This window comes from Paradesulfitobacterium aromaticivorans, from assembly GCF_054657415.1.
In genome coordinates, this window is sequence record NZ_BAAHYT010000011.1 from 348,723 (window position 1) to 366,523 (window position 17,801).

Consider the following 17,801-nt stretch of genomic DNA (forward strand, 5'->3'; position numbering starts at 1 on the left):
ATGACAGGCGGCAGCTTTTATTTTCCGAATAGCATTTATTAATAATTTCAAGCATTTCTGTCAGTTTTTCCTCTTGCATCTGCTGTATTCAATGGTATAATTTGAGCATGATTATACCTATAGGGGGTACAGGGTATACACTGATTATAAATATAAAGGGGGAAAGCGAAAAAATGCCTATTCTGAAGTTCGTGAGCAAAAACCTGACTAAGCTTATTTTTACGGTCATGATTCTGGGCGTTGCCAACAGCTATTTCTTTGGCGGAATTCCTTTTAACATCGTAATTTGCGCCTCGGCTTCATTTTTAATGATTTATCCGATGTTTATTAACCTTAAGATCGGCGATGTGGTGGAAATTAAAAACTACAAGAAGCCGGTCATCACCAGCCTGATTATTAATTTTATCTTATCGCCGCTCTATGCCTATATCCTAGGCAAGATTTTCCTGGCAAACGAGCCGTACATGGCTTTAGGCCTAATCCTTATTTCTCTGATCCCGACCAGCGGTATGACAGCGACCTGGACCGAGCTTGCTAAGGGGAATCTTAAAGTTGCCCTATCTATTATTGCCACCAGCTTAGTTGTTGTTATTGTAGCCTTGCCGTTTATGCTGCCGGTATTTGCCGGAGGACTTTTAAGCGCCGGCCCGCTCTTTATCCTGATGCGCGTGCTCTTTGTTATTGCCATTCCCTTGGTGTTGGGGGATATCACCCGGCGCTTGATTATCAAGCGCAAAGGGCAGCCGTACTATAAGGGTCTTAAACCAATGTTCTCAGGCCTCAGCTCGACCGGGCTTTTGTTCGTGCTCTTCTTGATTATGTCTCTGAACACTAATGAAATGTTGATCTCTAATCCGCTGCTGGTGGTTAAAGGGATCATACCTCTGCTTTTCTACTACGTCCTGATGTTTGGCACCAGCACGTTGCTCAGCCGCGGCATGGACTATCCGGTCGGAATTGCCGTGGTTTACGGCACCTCAGTCCGCTACCTCGCTTTGGCCTTGGGCATTGCAGTACCGCTTCTCGGCAGCGGGCATGAAGGAAGCATGGTCGTATTCTTAGTAGCACTGGCCTTCTTCGTGCAAGTTCCGTTCTCATCCCTTTACTCGAAGTTCATTGTCGCCCGCCGCGCTCAGGCAGTCAGTCCGAAGGCCGTTTAGTCAGTCTTTAATTTTAACAAGAATTGCTAAGGGGCCGTAGATTGTTTATAATTAAAGCTAACTTGATGAGGTTTGATTCGAATTAGGAGCGTATGGTGTGGTAATTCGGCGCAAAGATTTCTTAATTGTCAGTAAGGATATTTTACCCGAGGCTATTCTCAAGACCGCTCGGGCTAAAGAGCTTTTGGCCAAAGGGGACGTGGCAACGGTCAATGATGCCGTCGAAAGTGTCGGGCTTAGCCGCAGCGCCTACTACAAATATAAAGACGGGGTTTTTCCGTTTTATGAAGCCAGCCGCGAAAAAATCATTACCGTCTCCCTGATCTTAGAGAACAGAGCCGGAATATTATCTCATGTCTTGAACTTTGTTGCCTCATTGAAAGGGAACATCCTGACAATCAATCAGGGGATTCCCTTGCAAGGGATCGCTGCTGTTTCCATCTCAATCGAGACGGCAGGGATGGATGATACGCCGGAGAACCTTTTAGGAGGGCTGGGGGCGTTAGACGGCGTGCGCAAGATTGAAGTCGTCGGACAGAGTTAGCACTTGCAATTAGCGAGTAATTGTGGTATTTTATAAAAGTCCTTCTAAAAAAACATTTTGTTCTAACTAATGTCGGGGCGTAGCTCAGCTTGGTAGAGCGCTACCTTGGGGTGGTAGAGGCCGCACGTTCAAGTCGTGTCGCTCCGACCAGTAATATCAAGGCTTTCAGCCTCTTTCATAATCAGAAAAAGCCGTTGTAGTGCAATTTGTAATGCAATTTAAGAAAGATAGTGATTCCCGTATAGCTTCTCCTTTCGGAGAAGTTTTTTTTGTCAGCAAGCTGTTTTAATTCTGTGCAGCTTGCTTTTTTATTTCTGTCATAACATGGGCATACGTGTTTCCAGTCGTAGAATATCCTCATGAGCTATCTTTGGCTGCCAGTTGCTCCTGGGGGAAAAAGCAGGGTTTTATAAAACCCAAATCAAAGAAGCCGCTTCCAGTGACAGCCTCAAACTTTCTTTGATTCTTTTACATAGTTATTGAATCTTTCTGCTCTTTGTTTATAGAAATTTAATAGCTGTTTACTATTCATTCCTTTTGTTTCCTCATAATGTTTGTCACGCACATCACGTATCATTTTCATTTCTTTTGATTCTTTATACATATCAATCGTCCTCCTCTAGAAGCTCATAAGGGGGTACTAAAGCAACTTCACCATAACCTAGCATTCGGTTTACTCCATTAACACCAATAAAAGCACGTAATTTCAGCATGTGCTTGAAATTCCAAGATACAATCGCATTGCATCCAATAACCGTAGCAGTAGCCACATGTATAGAATCATCCATACATTTTGGTGGCAACACCCCTTGTGTTAAATATCGCTGTGCTAATTCAGTTATTTCTTCAGATAGCTCAATCGTTTGGTAAGATAATTCTTTTAAATGGTTTTCCAGCAAAACTTTTTTAGGCTCAGGACAATCTGCTATTTCAGCCTTGGTTACCTCAGAAATAAAGACATCATATTTTCCGTCTTTCAGATCATCCCAAAACTTACGGGTGATTGCCATTTTCTCCGGCACATCATCCGCTTGCAGGTGACTGATTACCGATGTATCAAGGTATATTTTGAACTTCTTCATACGGTTGTCCCCATTCTTTACCCTCTAACCATATTATACCGGAAAAGTAAGGATTAATAAATATTTATTCATAGTAGAGCGCTTTTTCAATGTGGGCATATGTTTGCATGACAACGCTGGTTGTATAGGGAACATTAATTAGTTGTTCAACAATTTGTCCGAGAGAGGTGATATAATCAAGTTAGTGGAGGATTAGCGTGAAATGACAAATTTAAAATGTGAAAGCTTTGCAGTTATGTCTCTTGTTCCGCGAGTTCAGATTCACTCATTTTAATTAAAGACATGGTAAATCCTTACAATGTCTTACTGGATGCTTTCAGCAGGCTTTAGGTAAATTGATGGGTCAAAACCTGCCCACTGCACCATGTCCAAAGCCTGGCGATTCAAATTGCTCGGGAAATATCGTTGCCCTTGCACAACGACAACTTCTATTGTGGCTAGCACCTCCAGAATTGTTGCTATTGATGGAGTGTCAGTCTTCTTATTTCCCGGTAACTGGACAAATTCATTTCGTTCCTTAAGACTCTGCCGTACCCGATACTCAAGGTAAGATGCCAACATGAGCACCAAAATAAACACATATCCCAGCGCATGGATTCGTTTCTTACTCTTTAGAAAAACCGGCCCTAGGTACACCGGACTTTTCAAAAACCGAAACTTCGTTTCGATCGAGATTTGACGCTTGTATTCAGCTAAAATGGCTGCCGGAGTATATTTCTGTTGATCCCGTATGGAGTAAATGAGCACGAAGGTTGATTCCAATTGGCGCAGCCGTTCAAAAAGATCAGGATTCAAGTCTCCTATTGTGCAGTTAACTCGGTAACTAACCGTCTCAATCGGTTGTTCACCTTTCTTCGGACGCCCCTTATGTGCATAGGTTGTGACAGTCTGGCACTCCACTGTTCCAGAAAATGAGTAGCCTAGCTTAGCAACCTCTTTGGCAAAAGCTTGGAGAGCGCTCTGGGCATCCGGTTCACAGGCAAAAGCTGTGGAAGTTAGGTTTTTCGCCTTGCGTTCCAATTCTTCTTTCTGTTTGCTTATCCTCTTAATCAAGGTTTTCTCCTTGCTGGCTTCCAGCATGCTAGAGTGAACGACCAGGAAGTTGTATTCTCGATCATCCAGTTTTCTTTGTACCGGAAATACCCGATAGCGAGCTGCCTGGTTGGCATTACTACTCGCTAGCATCCCGATTTCCTGCCAATCGTCTTGGTCCCATGCCAACTGTTTTAATTCCCTGGCTAAGCCAAAGGTTTCGGGAAACCTAGAGATAAACTGCACCTCCTGTCCGGCTAAGCGCTTTAAGCCCTCAGAAATCAGGGCACAATCAGCGATAAAGATGACGTCTTTGAATCCTTGCTTGGTGAAAAGCTCATGCATCTTGAGAGCAGCATCCGGATTCCACTCTGCGTCAGCTTTATTGCCGGCTAATAATTCACCCATTATGACTAATCCATGTTCCTGAACAGCGGCACCAAGTTTGAACTGCTTCAGATCGGGGCGCAGATCCATACTAAACCCGTGATTAATCTCAAATTCATCATGGGCCTGACCGGTGTACGCCCCCTGGACGGACTTTGATGTCGTATCAAAATGAACAACATTTATGCCAAGGGAGTATGCCTGGAGCAAGGATAGGGAAACCGTACTGACCAATTGTTCCATCGATACCTCGGCAAGCTTATCCAAGGCGTGGCCGTAAGCATCATCATTAAGTTGTTCAACACTGAGTTCAACATCAGCGAATAAACTTGGCAAGTCTTGTTGGGCCCAGAATTGTTCAATCTTCCACAGGGGTTTGCGGCCACAAAGAATGCAAATCACCAAGGTTTCAATGAGCAAACCGGGAGAAATCTTTGAATTAGCTTCTTTCCAGTGAACCATTTGGTTTACCGTCTGAGCGATTTTTGCCGTACGGCACAGGGCCGCAGCGACGGGAACACTTGATGCTCGTATGGTGCGGATATCAGCGAATGAATTCGTCATAATGTTACCTTCATGAAAATTTAGAGATAACATTCGACACGAAATAGCTGAAATCCTTTAAATGGAATAAAATAACTTTTCCCAAAATTTAACTTGCGGAATGTGAGACACAGGCGTGATAGGGAGACTGCCTGAGCAGTTCGCAACCTTACCTGTTCCAGTAGTAGTGATCTTTTCATTCATATTTTTCTTTGGTTCCATTATAGCGGGAGCAACGGCCATGATTGCATTGAGTTTACCACTGGCATTTGCTGCTATTCCAACAGTTGGAGTAGCCTTACTCATTTTCTTAATGAGCTTAAGTTATATTGCAATGCAAATTTCCCCGACACACATATGTTTAGCCATAGTAACAGAAGAGTTTCAAACCTCGATGTTTGATTTAGTAAAAAGTACATTGCCAATACTGGTTATATTTATGATTGCGGCTTCTGTATATAGCTATATATTGTATTTGTTTTAATTGTAGAAGATAATTCATTTTGCTTATTAACTAAAACTCATGGGACTATGACTCCGACTAAAGAAGAACTGAAAAAGTTGAGGCATTTTTTAAGTGGAATCAATCTCTAAAACAGGAGCTTAACTATGATTCATCAGATCCAGTTACAGACCAAGAGCCGGGACGAAATGCTAGACATAACAGTACAAGTTCAGGAAATTCTGTCCCGGGAAAATGTTCAAGACGGACTGGCCGTAGTTTACTCATCCCATACTACTGCTGGGATCACCATCAATGAAAATGCGGACCCGGATGTCCAAAAAGATATCCTGCGGCGGTTTGATAAGATTTACCCTCGAGATGATCCCGAAGACCGGCACCTTGAGGGAAATTCTGCTGCTCACTTGAAAGCAAGCACGGTAGGGGCATCCCAAACTCTCATTATTCATAATGGGAAATTGTTGCTTGGCCGCTGGCAAGGTATCTACTTTTGTGAATTTGACGGTCCCCGTACACGCACTTGTTATGTGAAAATAGTCTAGTGCAAGTTGGGCAGACAGCCGGCCAGGACCTAAGCCGCAAAGTTGTGGGATCCGCCTGGCCGGCAGATTGCCCTTGCTCCGAGGGTCAGGGGCCTCCGCCCGCTCCGAATAGGGTTTCGCCCCTTACCCGGCTGGTCATACCGGTTGGCTTCCGGGTCAAGACGTTAGGTCAGCCGGTAGAGCCTCATGGAAGCGGCTTCAGGGTCTGGGCCCCGCCCTCGGAGTCGGCTTCGTCTCTCAGGCAGCTGGGTAATGCCGCGCCGTCGGTCATGCCGGCCGCGTTTGGTACCGCTCTAGGGTCAAGCTCCGCTTCTCTTATTAAGCCCGGACGTTAACGGGTATTAACTTGGCCGGCGGATGCCGGCCTTTTAAGTAATGGGCGGCTGCCCATTTAACCTTGTATTTTGGAAATGAAACTTTGCAAGTCAAATGTGGCTCACGCGTCAATAACGATCGAGATCCATTTAAGACGAAAAAAGCATAAAGCTTACCAATGAATTAAATGCTGGGACAGACTTGGAGAGACAATCTTTGGGGTCTGTTATTATTACAGTAGATCTCACGCTTTGGCTTTTTTTCACTCATTAGTTGTTAGCTAACTACAAAAGAGGTTAAAATAACGCTATTGACACTGTACTTAACTACAGACTTTATAATGGACATGGATGGTGAACAAGTGGAAGGAATGACAAGAGGTGAACTAGCTAAAAACGCTGGGGTAAATATTGATACAATTAGATATTACGAAAAATTAGGTTTAATCCCGGAACAGTTACGGACAAAATCGGGTTATCGAGTTTTCACTCCGGAAATGGTCGAGCGTATTAGGTTTATAAAACGCTCTCAGGATTTAGGTTTCACTCTTTCGGAAATTAAGAAACTACTTACTATGGCTGAGAGCGGAAGTTATGGTTGTCGGGAAGTTCGTGAATTTACATCCCAAAAGATAAAAGAAATAGAGCAAAAAATACGTGACCTGCAAAACATCAAAAACGTTCTTCAAGATTTATCGAGCAAATGCTGTGACGAATGGGCAATTGAACATTGTCCAATAATCGAAAGCTTACAGGATTAAGAATCTAATATATAGCATGTTTCATACTTGAAAAAGACATATGTCTCTTGACTGCGGAAACAGCACTTGGCCGCAGCAAGGTCAACATGGATAAGATTAAACAGGCTTTGGGAAATGTCAATTACGGTGTTTCAGAAAATATGTGACCATTCATGTAAAGAATAGTCTGTTTCGCCGGGGGTTGTAGGTAATGGAAGGAGTGTTTGCCCCATGATGCTTGAACTATCTGCAAATTCAAAAGTAATACCGGCCTGTCCTGTTTGTAACGGGATAGGGCAGAAAGTACATAAAATAACAGTTGAATATCAGGTGCAATCTGATGTGGAAATTGCAGGAGAACAGTTTTTCCTCTGTAGAACTCCTGATTGTGAGGTCGCCTATTATACTGATGACGGGAACAAAACAATACTTCAAGACCGATTAATCAACAAGATCTGGTTTAAGAATGTCCCGCCCCCGGTTCTCATTTGTTATTGTGCAGGTGTTACTAAGGAGGAAATTCTTTATCATGTGGCTGTAGCTCAGTGCTGCTCTAACCTTGAAGATATTAAGAGGCATACGGGGGCTAACACTGGTTGTGAATGCCTGACAAAAAATCCTGCCGGTGGCTGATGTTCATCGGTAGTGCAATCGGTGATTGCCAAAGGTCTTGAAATGAGAAATACAAACATTCGATAATAGAAGGTGAAACAGGAAGGGGAACATAATGATGCCGCCAACTGCCGGTTCTTTAGTTTGAACAGCTTCGCAAGCTTATTGCAAACCGCCTTCCGTTATTTCCCTATACAGTTCTCTGCTGGCAGCTATTTAATAAATCTTTTTGGCCGAGCTACCTGCATCCTAGGGAATGGGTCGACAGCTTAGACCTAATTGGCTGGACTCTTGCTCAGATTGGACAGTTACTTTCTTACCTTCCATTTACGGAGGAGACAGGAAACGATCAAATGCTTTACTTGGTACTTCTGAAGTAGAGTACTGGAGTAGAACTCCGGTATACCCTTATCAAACTGATTGTGAGCTTGAGCTTGCCATAGAAAAGTTAATTGAATACAGCAGACCAAATGCTGCTATTGATTGCTTAGGCAGGATGTTACATAAAAAGCAACCACTGAACAAGGCCCTAAGTATTAAGGCGCTTCTTTCAGCAGTTACTTCACCGGAGCCTGCGTATTCGAGGGACGTGCATGACATTATTGAAGTAATTAAGGCACTACAAGATGATCCTGATTCCAATTTCGATGAACTATTCCCTATTGAATGGGCTTATCTACCGCTACTTGAACGTTATAACGGCACATATCCAAAATCTTTAGAGAATCGTTTGGCGTCACACTCCGACTTTTTCTGTGAAGTGATTCGTCTGGTCTATAAATCAAGGAAAGAAGAATAAACTGAGAAGGAGCCTAGCGAACAGGAGAAAGCGATTGCTACCAATTCATGGCGACTACTTCATGAATGGAGAACCCCACCAGGATTACAACCTGACGGCTCTTTTTTAGCGGATCAGTTTAATAAATGGCTTACAGAAACCCAACGAATATGTTCTGAATCAGGTCATTTGGAAGTGGCACTTACCCATGTAGGAAATGTCCTCATATATTGTCCACCTGACTCTAATGGTCTATGGATCGATCGAACCGCTGCCGAAGCTCTTAACCGCAAGGATTCAGAAAAAATGCGTTCTGGTTTTCGACTTGGAGTTTTCAACTCTCGTGGTGTACATTGGATAGAGCCGACGGGGAGTCCCGAGAGGGAGCTCACCGCAAAATATAGACAACGGGCTGAGGAGGTTGAAAATGCTGGACAAGCTCGCTGGGATTTTGATACAATAAAGGGAAGATGGAGGACAGTTTTTATGCAAGCTGATGAATTAACAAATGTTAAGCAGTTTATCATCGAACGGCTTAAGTGATCGTAAAGAATTAATATCCCAGGTGCCAATGTCAATGTAACAGTTAATCGGGTAATTGATATTGATCAAGAGTTTTGGGAACTAGCTGAGAGTAGTGAAACCATGACTAGTAGTCTGGATGAGATTGAATATATTGAGGAAAGAACCGGACTTGACACTGGGCTAATCGAATTAGTCTTGTGGCAAAAAACCTGTTATGAAATGGCGCAAGGTCAGTGGGAATACGACGCCGGGTATTGCCTTTCTTGTGGAGCAGGGTCTTTACTTATGAGAGAGATACCTGGAGAAGATTTTGGCGAAAAAATAGTGTGTCCAAGGTGTGGGACAGAAATGATTCTTGGTGATTCGGGACTGGAAAAATACATTGGTTAATGTAGCTTCATTAAATTAATAAAGCTACATTCTTGCCGATGTTAGACAGTATGCTATGCCAACGAAATTAAACGAAATCTTTTATTCAAAGGCAGAGAGGATGTCTTTGCCAAGCGCTGGCAAAATAAAAAGGGCAATTCGGGATATACGCCGGTTTGTAGTAATGAATGGCAGAAAGGACTTTGCCCTAAGCCCAATGGAAAATGCTCCGATTGTATTTATAAAGCCTATGTTGCACTAAGTGACAGTCTGGTGAATGAGCATTTAAGGGGCAAAATAATTGCCGGGATTTACCCGTTGTTGCCGGATGAAACCTGCTGGTTTGTTGCTGCTGATTTTGATGATGAAGAGTGGCAAAAAGATGTCAGAGCGATACGAGAAGTTTGTGAGGAGTTCGGTATTCCTATTGCAGTTGAGCGCTCCCGCTCGGGAAACGGTGCCCATGTTTGGATTTTCTTTGAACAAGCGATTGGAGCCTCTTTGGCCAGAAAGCTTGGTTCGGCAATAATTACTTTCACCATGAGCAGAAGACATGAAATGAATTTTAACTCCTACGACCGCCTTTTCCCTAATCAAGATACCATGCCCAAGGGCGGTCTTGGTAACCTCATCGCCCTCCCTCTTCAGAAGGCAGCGAGAGAGAAAAACAATAGTGTTTTTATTGATGAGAATTTCCAACCTTACGCAGACCAGTGGGGCTTTCTCGTATCGCTTCGAAAGCTTTCCCAAGAAGAAGTCGAGGACTATATTGGCAGGTTGTGCCGTGGTCATGAACTTGGAGTACTGCAAAAGGATGAAGAAGAAGCACCAAAACCTTGGGAAACAGTCAAAGTCCATTTGCAGAAAGAGGATTTCCCCAGAGACACGGAAATAGTCAAAGGCAGTATGCTCTATATATCGAAGTCAGGTTTTAGCGAAAGGGCGCTTAACCAGATTAAAAGGCTGGCAGCATTTAAGAATCCTGAGTTCTACAAAGCTCAAGCCATGCGGATGCCTACCTTTGATAAACCAAGAGTTATTTCTTGTTCAGAAGAGACGGTCGAATACATCTGTTTGCCAAGGGGTTGTGAAGACGCACTAGATAAAATGCTAAAGGACGCCGGTGTTTTAATAAATTGGGTTGATAAAACGAATAAGGGGAAAGTCATTGATGTTGAGTTTAATGGAATTCTTAGGGATGAGCAGCCGATAGCTGTACGTTTGATGCTTAATCACACGAATGGGGTACTGTGTGGTACAACGGCTTTCGGCAAGACTGTTGTGGCAATCAATCTAATTGCTGAGCGAAAAACTAACACGTTGATACTGGTGGACAAGGTCAGCCTTGTTTCACAGTGGAAGGAACGACTTGAGGAGTTTCTTTTCATCAATGAGGTCATTCCGAAATGTGAGAAGAAAACGCGCAGACGGAAAGAACAGTCAAGTGTAATTGGACAGATCGGAGGCGGAAAGGACAGTTTAGGCGGGATCGTTGATATTGCGGTCATGCAATCTTTGTACAGACAAGGTGAAGTAAAAGAGTGCGTAAAAAAATATGGGATGGTCATCGTTGACGAATGCCATCATGTGTCTGCGGTTAGTTTTGAACAAGTATTGAAACAAACTTCTGCCAAATATGTATACGGTCTGACGGCGACGCCGACCCGTAAGGACGGACACCATCCAATTATTTTCATGCAGTGCGGTCCGATCCGGTATCGGGATGATGCCTTAAAGCAAGCCAAACGGCGGCCATTTGAACACTATATCGTTCCCCGCTTTACCTCATTTAGGGTTCCTTTGGATAAAGCAGAAAAAGAAATTACTATCCAAGAGTTGTATGCAGAAATTGTGGTTAATGAAATGCGAAATCAGCAGATTATTGAGGACATCATCAAATGCCATGAAAACGGCCGGAACTGCATTGTTTTAACCGAACAAACTGCCCATGTAGAGCGGATTGCCAAGGAATTAAGTAAAACTATTCCGAACGTCACTTCACTTACCGGGGGCATGGGAGCAAAACAAACGAGAGAAATGAGGGAAAGGATTACTAACACTCTGACAGATAAGCCTTTGATATTGGTGGCAACTGGAAAGTATATCGGGGAGGGTTTTGATGAACCGAGGCTTGATACGCTGTTCTTGGCTATGCCAATATCTTGGAAAGGTACTCTGCAGCAGTATGCCGGCAGGCTCCACCGTTTATGTGAAGGCAAAAGTGAAGTGCAGATTTATGATTATGTAGATATTAATGTCAGAATGCTGGAGAAGATGTACCACAAGCGCCTGTCAGGTTACGCTTCAATAGGATATAAGGCAAAAGGAGAAAGCATTGGGCCCAACCCCATCGACATAATCTTCGATAAGCAGAGCTTCTTACCGGTATACAGCAATGACATTATCAGCGCGGAAAAGGAAATTGTCATAGTTAGCCCTTTCATAACCAAAAAGAGGGTTCTAAATATGCTGGAATATTTGCGGGCTGCAGTTGAGAAAAAGGTTAAGGTGGTTGTTGTCACCAGACCTAAGGAAGATTTCAAGGGCAAGAACCCTGCGGGCTTGGTCGAAGCCCTGGGACTTTTACAGAATGAAAAGATTACTCTTGTTTTCCGTTCCAACATCCATCAAAAGTTTGCGGTTATGGATCAAAAACTGGTATGGTACGGAAGCATTAATCTGTTGAGCTTTGGCAGTTCTGAAGAGAGCATAATGCGGCTTGAGAGCCCAAATATTGCACATGAGCTAATGAAAAGTATCTATAATTAGAGATAATTACACCTGAGATTATCGTTGAAGGGGAAGGCGATGGTGATGAAAATGAAGGAATCTGAAGCAATGAAGGAGATTCGTAAGATAAGGGAACGGCATTATGAAGAAACCAGGTATGACCAGATCTGAATATATCAGGAATATAAAAGAACGGGCAGCGCGATCTCAACTTAAAGTTATGAGTTCAAAAAAGTTCGGATTCTAAAGGGCATTCTGCAACCGAAATCTAAGCCGTCCTGGTGCCGGATAACCTCGGGTCTAAGTGTAATGCAATTTGTAATGCAATGAGCAAAATGTAATGCAAAAAAAGATGGTAATATATAAAAAAGAGTGTTCCACCCCGAACAAAGGAGAACACTAGAAGGGCGCATAATTAAAGTGTCTTAATGCAAATTGAGAACATATGTTCGAGAAATTAAACACCTTGGGGTGGTAGAGGCCGCACGTTCAAGTCGTGTCGCTCCGACCAGTATTCATGCGAGTTTCAGTGGTAAAAATTGGGCAGACTAAATATATATGCCCAATAAATGCCCAACAAGCTATCCAAATAAAGAACTCGATAAAGGACTTGCCCTAGACTAGGCGGGTTCTTTTTGCTTATGATGGACTTCAATATGGAAAAAATCTTATTGAAGTTCTCACATCAGCGATGTTACCTCTATTGACAGGGTTTTTAACGCGATTTCTTGCTGAGTTCTCTACTTTCAATATTACTTATCATGTAATATAATGTTACATAATAAGTAATATTGGAGATGGTGACATGCCCGGCAAATTATTTCCTTTAGGCGGCCCCGTATCGGAGAAAGACATTGTGGATCGCGGAGATTTTCTGGTTTCCCTCGAAACACGTTTATCTGAAGGGCAAAGTATTATGTTGGCTGGTCCGAGGAGGATCGGAAAAACATCTCTTGCGCTAGAGGTCTTGAGACGACTAAAGAACAAGGGTTATTACACCGCTTTTGTTGACCTGTTCCGTTACAACACTAAAAAGGAATTAGCCCTGGGCATTATTAATGCTTGTTACGAAAATCGCAGCGGTATAAGTAAGACGACAACCGCCTTGAAAGATGGCCTAAAGAAAATTACAGGAGCGGCAAAGTTAACCGCTAAGGTACAAGATTTGGAAATCGCATTAGGCTTACCCTCAGAAAACAGAAGTGATGATGAACTACTCAACTACGCGCTACAGTTACCTGACGTTCTGGCTAAAAAGGATAACAAGCATACTGTGCTTGTGTTTGATGAATTCCAAGAAGCCATCCGTATTGCTGGTGAAGATACGCTCAAGGTTATGCGCTCCTATTTTCAAACCCAGCAGGACGTTGCCTATATTTTTCTCGGATCAAAAAAAGGCATGATGAACACTATTTTTGGCGATAAACGACAGGCTTTTTACAGGTTTGCTACAATATTACCGATTCCACCTGTTTCGGCTGGTGCCTGGGAAAAATACATTTCCCGGAAGTTCGTTGAGAAGAAAATATCGGTTAATGACGGAGCGATATCCGAGATCCTTGCAAGAAGTGGCGGGCATCCACAAGACACTATGCTTTTGTGTTCGGAAATCCATTATGCATTACTGGAAGCAGGCGAAGAAAGGCTGACCCTTGATTTCGTACTGTTTGGTTACGCCAGGGCCTTAGCAACCTTATCACCGGTCTTTGATGAACTTTTAGATGATCTGGGGAAAATGACACATACTCGGAATGTTATGATTGCCTTAGCTAAGGGCAAACGTATTTACTCAGGCCAGAGCAGTAATCCCAACGAAATAAAACGAGCTGTTGATACATTGCTTGCTAAGGCTATTATCGAAAAGTCCAGTCGTGGAAGTTATTATTTTGTGGAGTCGATGCTGAAAGACTATTTGGTCCGTACGATTGAAGTCTATTGAGTAGGATTCAAAGGATCCCTATTCAGGAAAACCCTGCCCTCGTTGAAGCTCTTCTACAGGTCCAACTGAACCATGAAATACCCCCGAAGCTTTTCAAAGCCGTCGCTGAACTATTAGCCTTCGTATGGCGACTTGATGAAGAAACCAAAAAGAGGTCGAGTCATGGCTGACAAAGCAAAATATTGAACGACACACGTTGCTATGCGCAAGTATCCCAAGGAATGGAAGGAGCTTAAAGATCACTGGAAAGATAAATTTTCCCAGGTAGAAGTAGAAGTAAAAGTTAATTCCAAGATTGTACGCGTGGGCCACAGCAAATAGTGGTGATTTCTGGAGTCACTCTTCTTAAAATTCTCATACATTATTAATAAGAATTATTAAGGAGCATACTTGGATGATTATAAAGAAGAAAGAAAAAGTAATGGAAAATAAGGATATGAATGATTTTGCTGCTGCTTTAGGCAATTTTGGGTTGGCACATGCAGAACTCGTTGCTTTTCAAGTAAATTTGAAAGTATCAGAAGTTGGAGCCAAAAGCTGCGGAGCTTGCTGCGATTGCAGAGGAAATGTCAGCAACCCCTGAAGAAGTAGCAACTTCGTCCCAAGAAATTAACTTTGCCATGAGGGATTTGACGGAAAATGCAACTGGTAATACCAAAACGGTGGAAGAGTTGAACGAGCCGATCAATATGATCAACGTTTTTTTGCAGAAAGCTGCTGCAGTCAATTTAGACGACTTAAAGCATGAAATTCACGCGATCGATGGCATCAGCAAAAACGTCGGGTCGATTGCCGACTAAACAAATTGTTATATAGTTTTCATGGTTACATTTAACTGTTTAGGGCAATTATTGTAGACTTTAGTTTAATTTTAGGCTAAAATGATTCAAATGCTAAGAGCCAATAATCAAGGTTGCCAGTCTGTTGTCATTAATGCCAAACTCCGCTGGACTTTTTAATTTGCCTTTCGGAATGGTCTGACGTCAATAGGGGGGGTAGCGATGAAGAAAAAGGTTAATTTTGTGGAAAGGGCGAAATCTAACGTCTTACCGTTAAATGTCCAAGGCAGTGGACAGTTGTCTGAAATTACTGAATACTTGGTTGACGACATACTTTCAGAGAACTTCGAGCTTCGGCAGGTTTTGGAATCTTTAACGAAGGCTCTTTTGTTAGATTTTGCTGGAATATGGTGGCTTTCTTCCGATAATAAAATTGAGCTTCTGGAATTCGCTGGTTCGCAGATCCCTGGGCCAGAAGCTGAAGAATGGAATTGTAACGGACGGGAATCAGGTATAGTTAATTTGCTATCTTGTCTGAATTCTTCAGGTTTGACGAATCCGGAGGTTTATTCCCTATTTGACTCTCAAAAGGTCGTCCAGGGATGGTTAATAGTGGGAAGCAAAAGTTCTCGTTTAGCCCCTGAAATTAATAAGCAAATTATTGCGAATTTAACGAAATTTCTCATAATTTCAATTCATAAGAAGCAACATGTTAAACACAGAGAGCGGATTAAAAGTGTCTTAAAGAATATACGATTGCTGTCGTGTAGTGATATTTTGATATTAGCTGATGAGGACTTAATGAGGAAATGCCTAGAAATTATGATTTCTTCAGGCCTATTTGAAGACGCTGAGGTTCTCTTAAAACGGGAGGGAGCTTATACCTATGTTAGTTTAACTAGGATCTGTTCATACGAATCCAGTAATAGTCTAACTACACAGCAATATGAATTTATTCGCAATGCCGAGGAGGGAGGAGAGGTTTATTTTAGTCGGGAAAGTTCCGGTAACGCGAAAGACAATCAAGTTTGTTCAATCCCTATTTACGGATTAAAAAATATACTTCTGGGACTCGTCAATTTATATTGCTATTCGGAACAGTTCTCCATGTTTAAGCATAGTCAAATTTCGGGTCTTCAAAGTATTGCATGGCTCTTAGGTCAACTTCTGGAGTGGTCGGAAATTCGTCGTCAAAAAGAAGATATTCGAAAAAAGCTAATGTCTCTCCAATTTGCTCTCCAAAAAATTTCTGCGAATTTAGAGCTATCACAGGTTCTTAGTGATATCGTTAATCTAGCTGCGCAAACGCTTTCAGCTAAACTTGCTTGGATAAGCTTGGTCAGAAAAGAGACTGCATTTTTAAGACCGGATGCGTTCGTTGGTTTGGATACCGAGTATGTGAATAAGATACAGGTAACTATTGATGATTCGGTGACTAGCAAAGGCCCATCTGGAAAAGCAATAAAAACAAAACAACCACATTTAATACGTGATACCCAGTTGGATCCGGATTTCGGCCCTTGGCGTGAGCAAACTGGGCAATATGGCTATCGTTCAATTGTTGCAGTGCCGATCCTATTTGACAATAAGGCCTTAGGGATGATTGCCGTTTATTCTTCTGAGGTCGATGCCTTTTCTTCGGAAGATATAGAAATATTGCAGGCCTTTGCCGATTTTTCCGCAGTGGCTATTAACAATGCATGTTTGATTGATGAACTCCAGCAAAGGTTGAAAAAGGAACAGGAAATGTGCCGAGTCGCAGAAAACCATACCATTCTGCTCGAAGGTTCTGTAAATGTTTTCCGCGAACTCTCACGCTTGCTTTTAGAAGGTCAAACAATTGAGGATATGATTAGGGCCTTGGCCAGGTTGGTCGGCAATCCAGTCCGCGTGGAAGACCGTAGGAAAGTAGTATATTGGGAAAGTGATTTTTCGGCAGATTTTCCTGCAATGGAGCAAATTCTAAAGCATCCGGCCTTAGCACGGGAAAGAAAAAGCCTCTGCAAAATACTTGAACCAGTATATCTCCAAGCTAATCCAAGCCGGGGATATCCTTTTGATCAGTTGGTAGCCCCAATTGTTCTTGGACAAGAAGTGTGGGGCTATATTTCAATTGTTTCAACAACTAATGTTATTAATAAGTTTGGCTTTATGGTAATAGATAAAGCCGCAACGGTCCTGGGGATGGCGTTGCTCAAAGAGAAGACGGCATTGGAAATCCACGACCAACTTGGAAAGGGTTTTCTACAAGATTTTATTGACGGCAAAAAAAATGAGGACGAAATGCTGCGTGAAGCCGGTTATTTTAATTATGATTTAATCAGATCCAGTTATGTTATGGTTGTCGATGTAGGGGCATTGGGGGAAGGATTGGTCTCAGGGCAGAGCTTATTGCGGCTAAAAACCCTCGAATCCCTCCGTACCTATCTCAAAAGCTCTTTCGAATTTTCCCTTGTAGTAGCGAATGACCGTTTTGCTTTAATACTGATTGATAAACTGCTCATTAATCAGGACTACGCCCTGTTGAACAAACATATCAAGCGTATCAAGCAAATTCTTACGAATTATCTACCTGACAAAAAGACTGACTTTTTTACCATAATTTCAGCAGGTCTAGCCTCTGGAGTAAAGGAAATAAGGACAGTCTTTCTGGAAGCTGCGCAACATATTGAACTTGCCAGGCTACTGAATAGGCGGGGGCAAGCTTTTACCTTTGAAGAGTTGGAAGTGTACGCTTTGATTTATAAGACTTACCAAAAGGAGGGAATCGAGTGGTTGAGTCAATTTGTGACCAAACATATTGGAAACCTTTTATTAAAAGATCGGCATGGTGTAATGCTTGATACCTTGAAAGAATTTATTAACCTGGGAAAACATGTTGACCAAACTGCTAAAAAGCTTTTCACTCATCCAAACACAATCAGCTATCGGATTAAAAAAATTGAAGATATACTTAAAATTTCACTAGACAACTCGGAACAAGTGCAAAAAGTAATTTTGGCCCTGAAAGGGCATGAGCTACTCAAGGGTTTAATTGGCAGACAGAGTCCCTAGAACCAACTGACTAGATCCTTTGAAACTAATGGAATTGCACCTTTTGCTGCACTCGGACCATTTTTTCGAACTACAGGCGACAAACTTAAATCTCTCTCTATACGGGGCTGACGATAATTCAGATTGGTAATTTGTGGCTTAGCCACAAATTTTTTTCGCTTTTTATAAGTGATAATTGGTTTTTGTCCTAGTGTTTTAGCTGAGTTTA

At 42.5% G+C, this 17,801-nt stretch carries 17 protein-coding genes, 1 tRNA gene and 1 pseudogene; 16 read left to right on the top strand and 3 right to left on the bottom strand.

Features of this window, described 5'->3' with window-relative positions; genetic code table 11:
• The first annotated feature begins 173 nt into the window (after positions 1-173).
• The 3 genes from ACYQ2N_RS18480 (at position 174) to ACYQ2N_RS18490 (ending at position 1,854) form a co-directional block, all read left to right on the top strand.
• Entirely contained in the window at positions 174-1,160 is a 987-nt protein-coding gene (locus ACYQ2N_RS18480; protein WP_460000890.1) for an arsenic resistance protein, read from the top strand.
• A gap of 97 nt (positions 1,161-1,257) precedes the next feature.
• The gene (locus ACYQ2N_RS18485; protein WP_460000891.1) at positions 1,258-1,704 is read left to right on the top strand and encodes an ACT domain-containing protein; all 447 of its coding nucleotides are present in this window, start codon (positions 1,258-1,260) and stop codon (positions 1,702-1,704) included.
• A 73-nt stretch (positions 1,705-1,777) separates the two neighbouring features.
• A tRNA-Pro gene (locus ACYQ2N_RS18490) sits at positions 1,778-1,854 on the top strand.
• A 298-nt stretch (positions 1,855-2,152) separates the two neighbouring features.
• Here ACYQ2N_RS18490 and ACYQ2N_RS18495 read toward each other — a convergent pair.
• The 3 genes from ACYQ2N_RS18495 to ACYQ2N_RS18505 all read right to left on the bottom strand — a co-directional run bounded on the left by ACYQ2N_RS18495 (position 2,153) and on the right by ACYQ2N_RS18505 (position 4,769).
• Positions 2,153-2,308, bottom strand: a complete 156-nt coding sequence (locus ACYQ2N_RS18495) for a hypothetical protein (RefSeq protein WP_460000892.1) — start codon at positions 2,306-2,308, stop codon at positions 2,153-2,155.
• Between the two features lies 1 nt (position 2,309).
• Positions 2,310-2,786 carry a type II toxin-antitoxin system VapC family toxin gene (locus tag ACYQ2N_RS18500; protein ID WP_460000893.1) on the bottom strand — a complete coding sequence of 159 codons (477 nt, stop codon included), beginning with the start codon at positions 2,784-2,786 and terminating at the stop codon, positions 2,310-2,312.
• 303 nt (positions 2,787-3,089) lie between these two features.
• Positions 3,090-4,769 (bottom strand): IS1634 family transposase, encoded by a 1,680-nt coding sequence (locus tag ACYQ2N_RS18505; protein WP_460000894.1) that lies wholly within the window; start codon positions 4,767-4,769, stop codon positions 3,090-3,092.
• A gap of 115 nt (positions 4,770-4,884) precedes the next feature.
• Between ACYQ2N_RS18505 and ACYQ2N_RS18510 the strand changes: the two genes are divergently transcribed.
• From ACYQ2N_RS18510 to ACYQ2N_RS18570, 13 genes and pseudogenes are all read left to right on the top strand, one after another.
• The gene (locus tag ACYQ2N_RS18510) at positions 4,885-5,232 is read left to right on the top strand and encodes a hypothetical protein (RefSeq protein WP_460000895.1); all 348 of its coding nucleotides are present in this window, start codon (positions 4,885-4,887) and stop codon (positions 5,230-5,232) included.
• A 125-nt stretch (positions 5,233-5,357) separates the two neighbouring features.
• Entirely contained in the window at positions 5,358-5,753 is a 396-nt protein-coding gene (locus ACYQ2N_RS18515) for a secondary thiamine-phosphate synthase enzyme YjbQ (RefSeq protein ID WP_460000896.1), read from the top strand.
• Between the two features lie 685 nt (positions 5,754-6,438).
• On the top strand, positions 6,439-6,828 hold the full coding sequence (gene merR, locus ACYQ2N_RS18520) for a mercury resistance transcriptional regulator MerR (protein WP_460001753.1): 390 nt from the start codon (positions 6,439-6,441) through the stop codon (positions 6,826-6,828).
• 213 nt (positions 6,829-7,041) lie between these two features.
• A pseudogene (locus tag ACYQ2N_RS18525) lies at positions 7,042-7,437 on the top strand ((2Fe-2S)-binding protein); the annotation flags it as partial.
• Between the two features lie 238 nt (positions 7,438-7,675).
• Positions 7,676-8,218 (top strand): hypothetical protein, encoded by a 543-nt coding sequence (locus tag ACYQ2N_RS18530; RefSeq protein ID WP_460000897.1) that lies wholly within the window; start codon positions 7,676-7,678, stop codon positions 8,216-8,218.
• Between the two features lie 624 nt (positions 8,219-8,842).
• Positions 8,843-9,112, top strand: a complete 270-nt coding sequence (locus ACYQ2N_RS18535) for a hypothetical protein (RefSeq protein ID WP_460000898.1) — start codon at positions 8,843-8,845, stop codon at positions 9,110-9,112.
• A gap of 66 nt (positions 9,113-9,178) precedes the next feature.
• The gene (locus ACYQ2N_RS18540; protein WP_460001754.1) at positions 9,179-11,860 is read left to right on the top strand and encodes a TOTE conflict system archaeo-eukaryotic primase domain-containing protein; all 2,682 of its coding nucleotides are present in this window, start codon (positions 9,179-9,181) and stop codon (positions 11,858-11,860) included.
• A gap of 766 nt (positions 11,861-12,626) precedes the next feature.
• Complete coding sequence (locus ACYQ2N_RS18545; RefSeq protein ID WP_460000899.1) at positions 12,627-13,760, top strand: AAA family ATPase; 1,134 nt, start codon at positions 12,627-12,629, stop codon at positions 13,758-13,760.
• A complete protein-coding gene (locus tag ACYQ2N_RS18550) occupies positions 13,757-13,930 on the top strand; it encodes an EscU/YscU/HrcU family type III secretion system export apparatus switch protein (RefSeq protein ID WP_460000900.1) in 174 nt (57 codons plus the stop codon). The genes ACYQ2N_RS18545 and ACYQ2N_RS18550 overlap by 4 nt, the downstream gene beginning before the upstream one ends.
• 31 nt (positions 13,931-13,961) lie before the next feature.
• The gene (locus ACYQ2N_RS18555) at positions 13,962-14,081 is read left to right on the top strand and encodes a Ger(x)C family spore germination C-terminal domain-containing protein (RefSeq protein ID WP_460000901.1); all 120 of its coding nucleotides are present in this window, start codon (positions 13,962-13,964) and stop codon (positions 14,079-14,081) included.
• A 73-nt stretch (positions 14,082-14,154) separates the two neighbouring features.
• Positions 14,155-14,343 (top strand): hypothetical protein, encoded by a 189-nt coding sequence (locus tag ACYQ2N_RS18560; protein WP_460000902.1) that lies wholly within the window; start codon positions 14,155-14,157, stop codon positions 14,341-14,343.
• Complete coding sequence (locus tag ACYQ2N_RS18565) at positions 14,327-14,560, top strand: hypothetical protein (RefSeq protein WP_460000903.1); 234 nt, start codon at positions 14,327-14,329, stop codon at positions 14,558-14,560. The genes ACYQ2N_RS18560 and ACYQ2N_RS18565 overlap by 17 nt, the downstream gene beginning before the upstream one ends.
• A 201-nt stretch (positions 14,561-14,761) precedes the next feature.
• Positions 14,762-17,593 (top strand): GAF domain-containing protein, encoded by a 2,832-nt coding sequence (locus ACYQ2N_RS18570; protein WP_460000904.1) that lies wholly within the window; start codon positions 14,762-14,764, stop codon positions 17,591-17,593.
• Positions 17,594-17,801 lie beyond the last annotated feature (208 nt).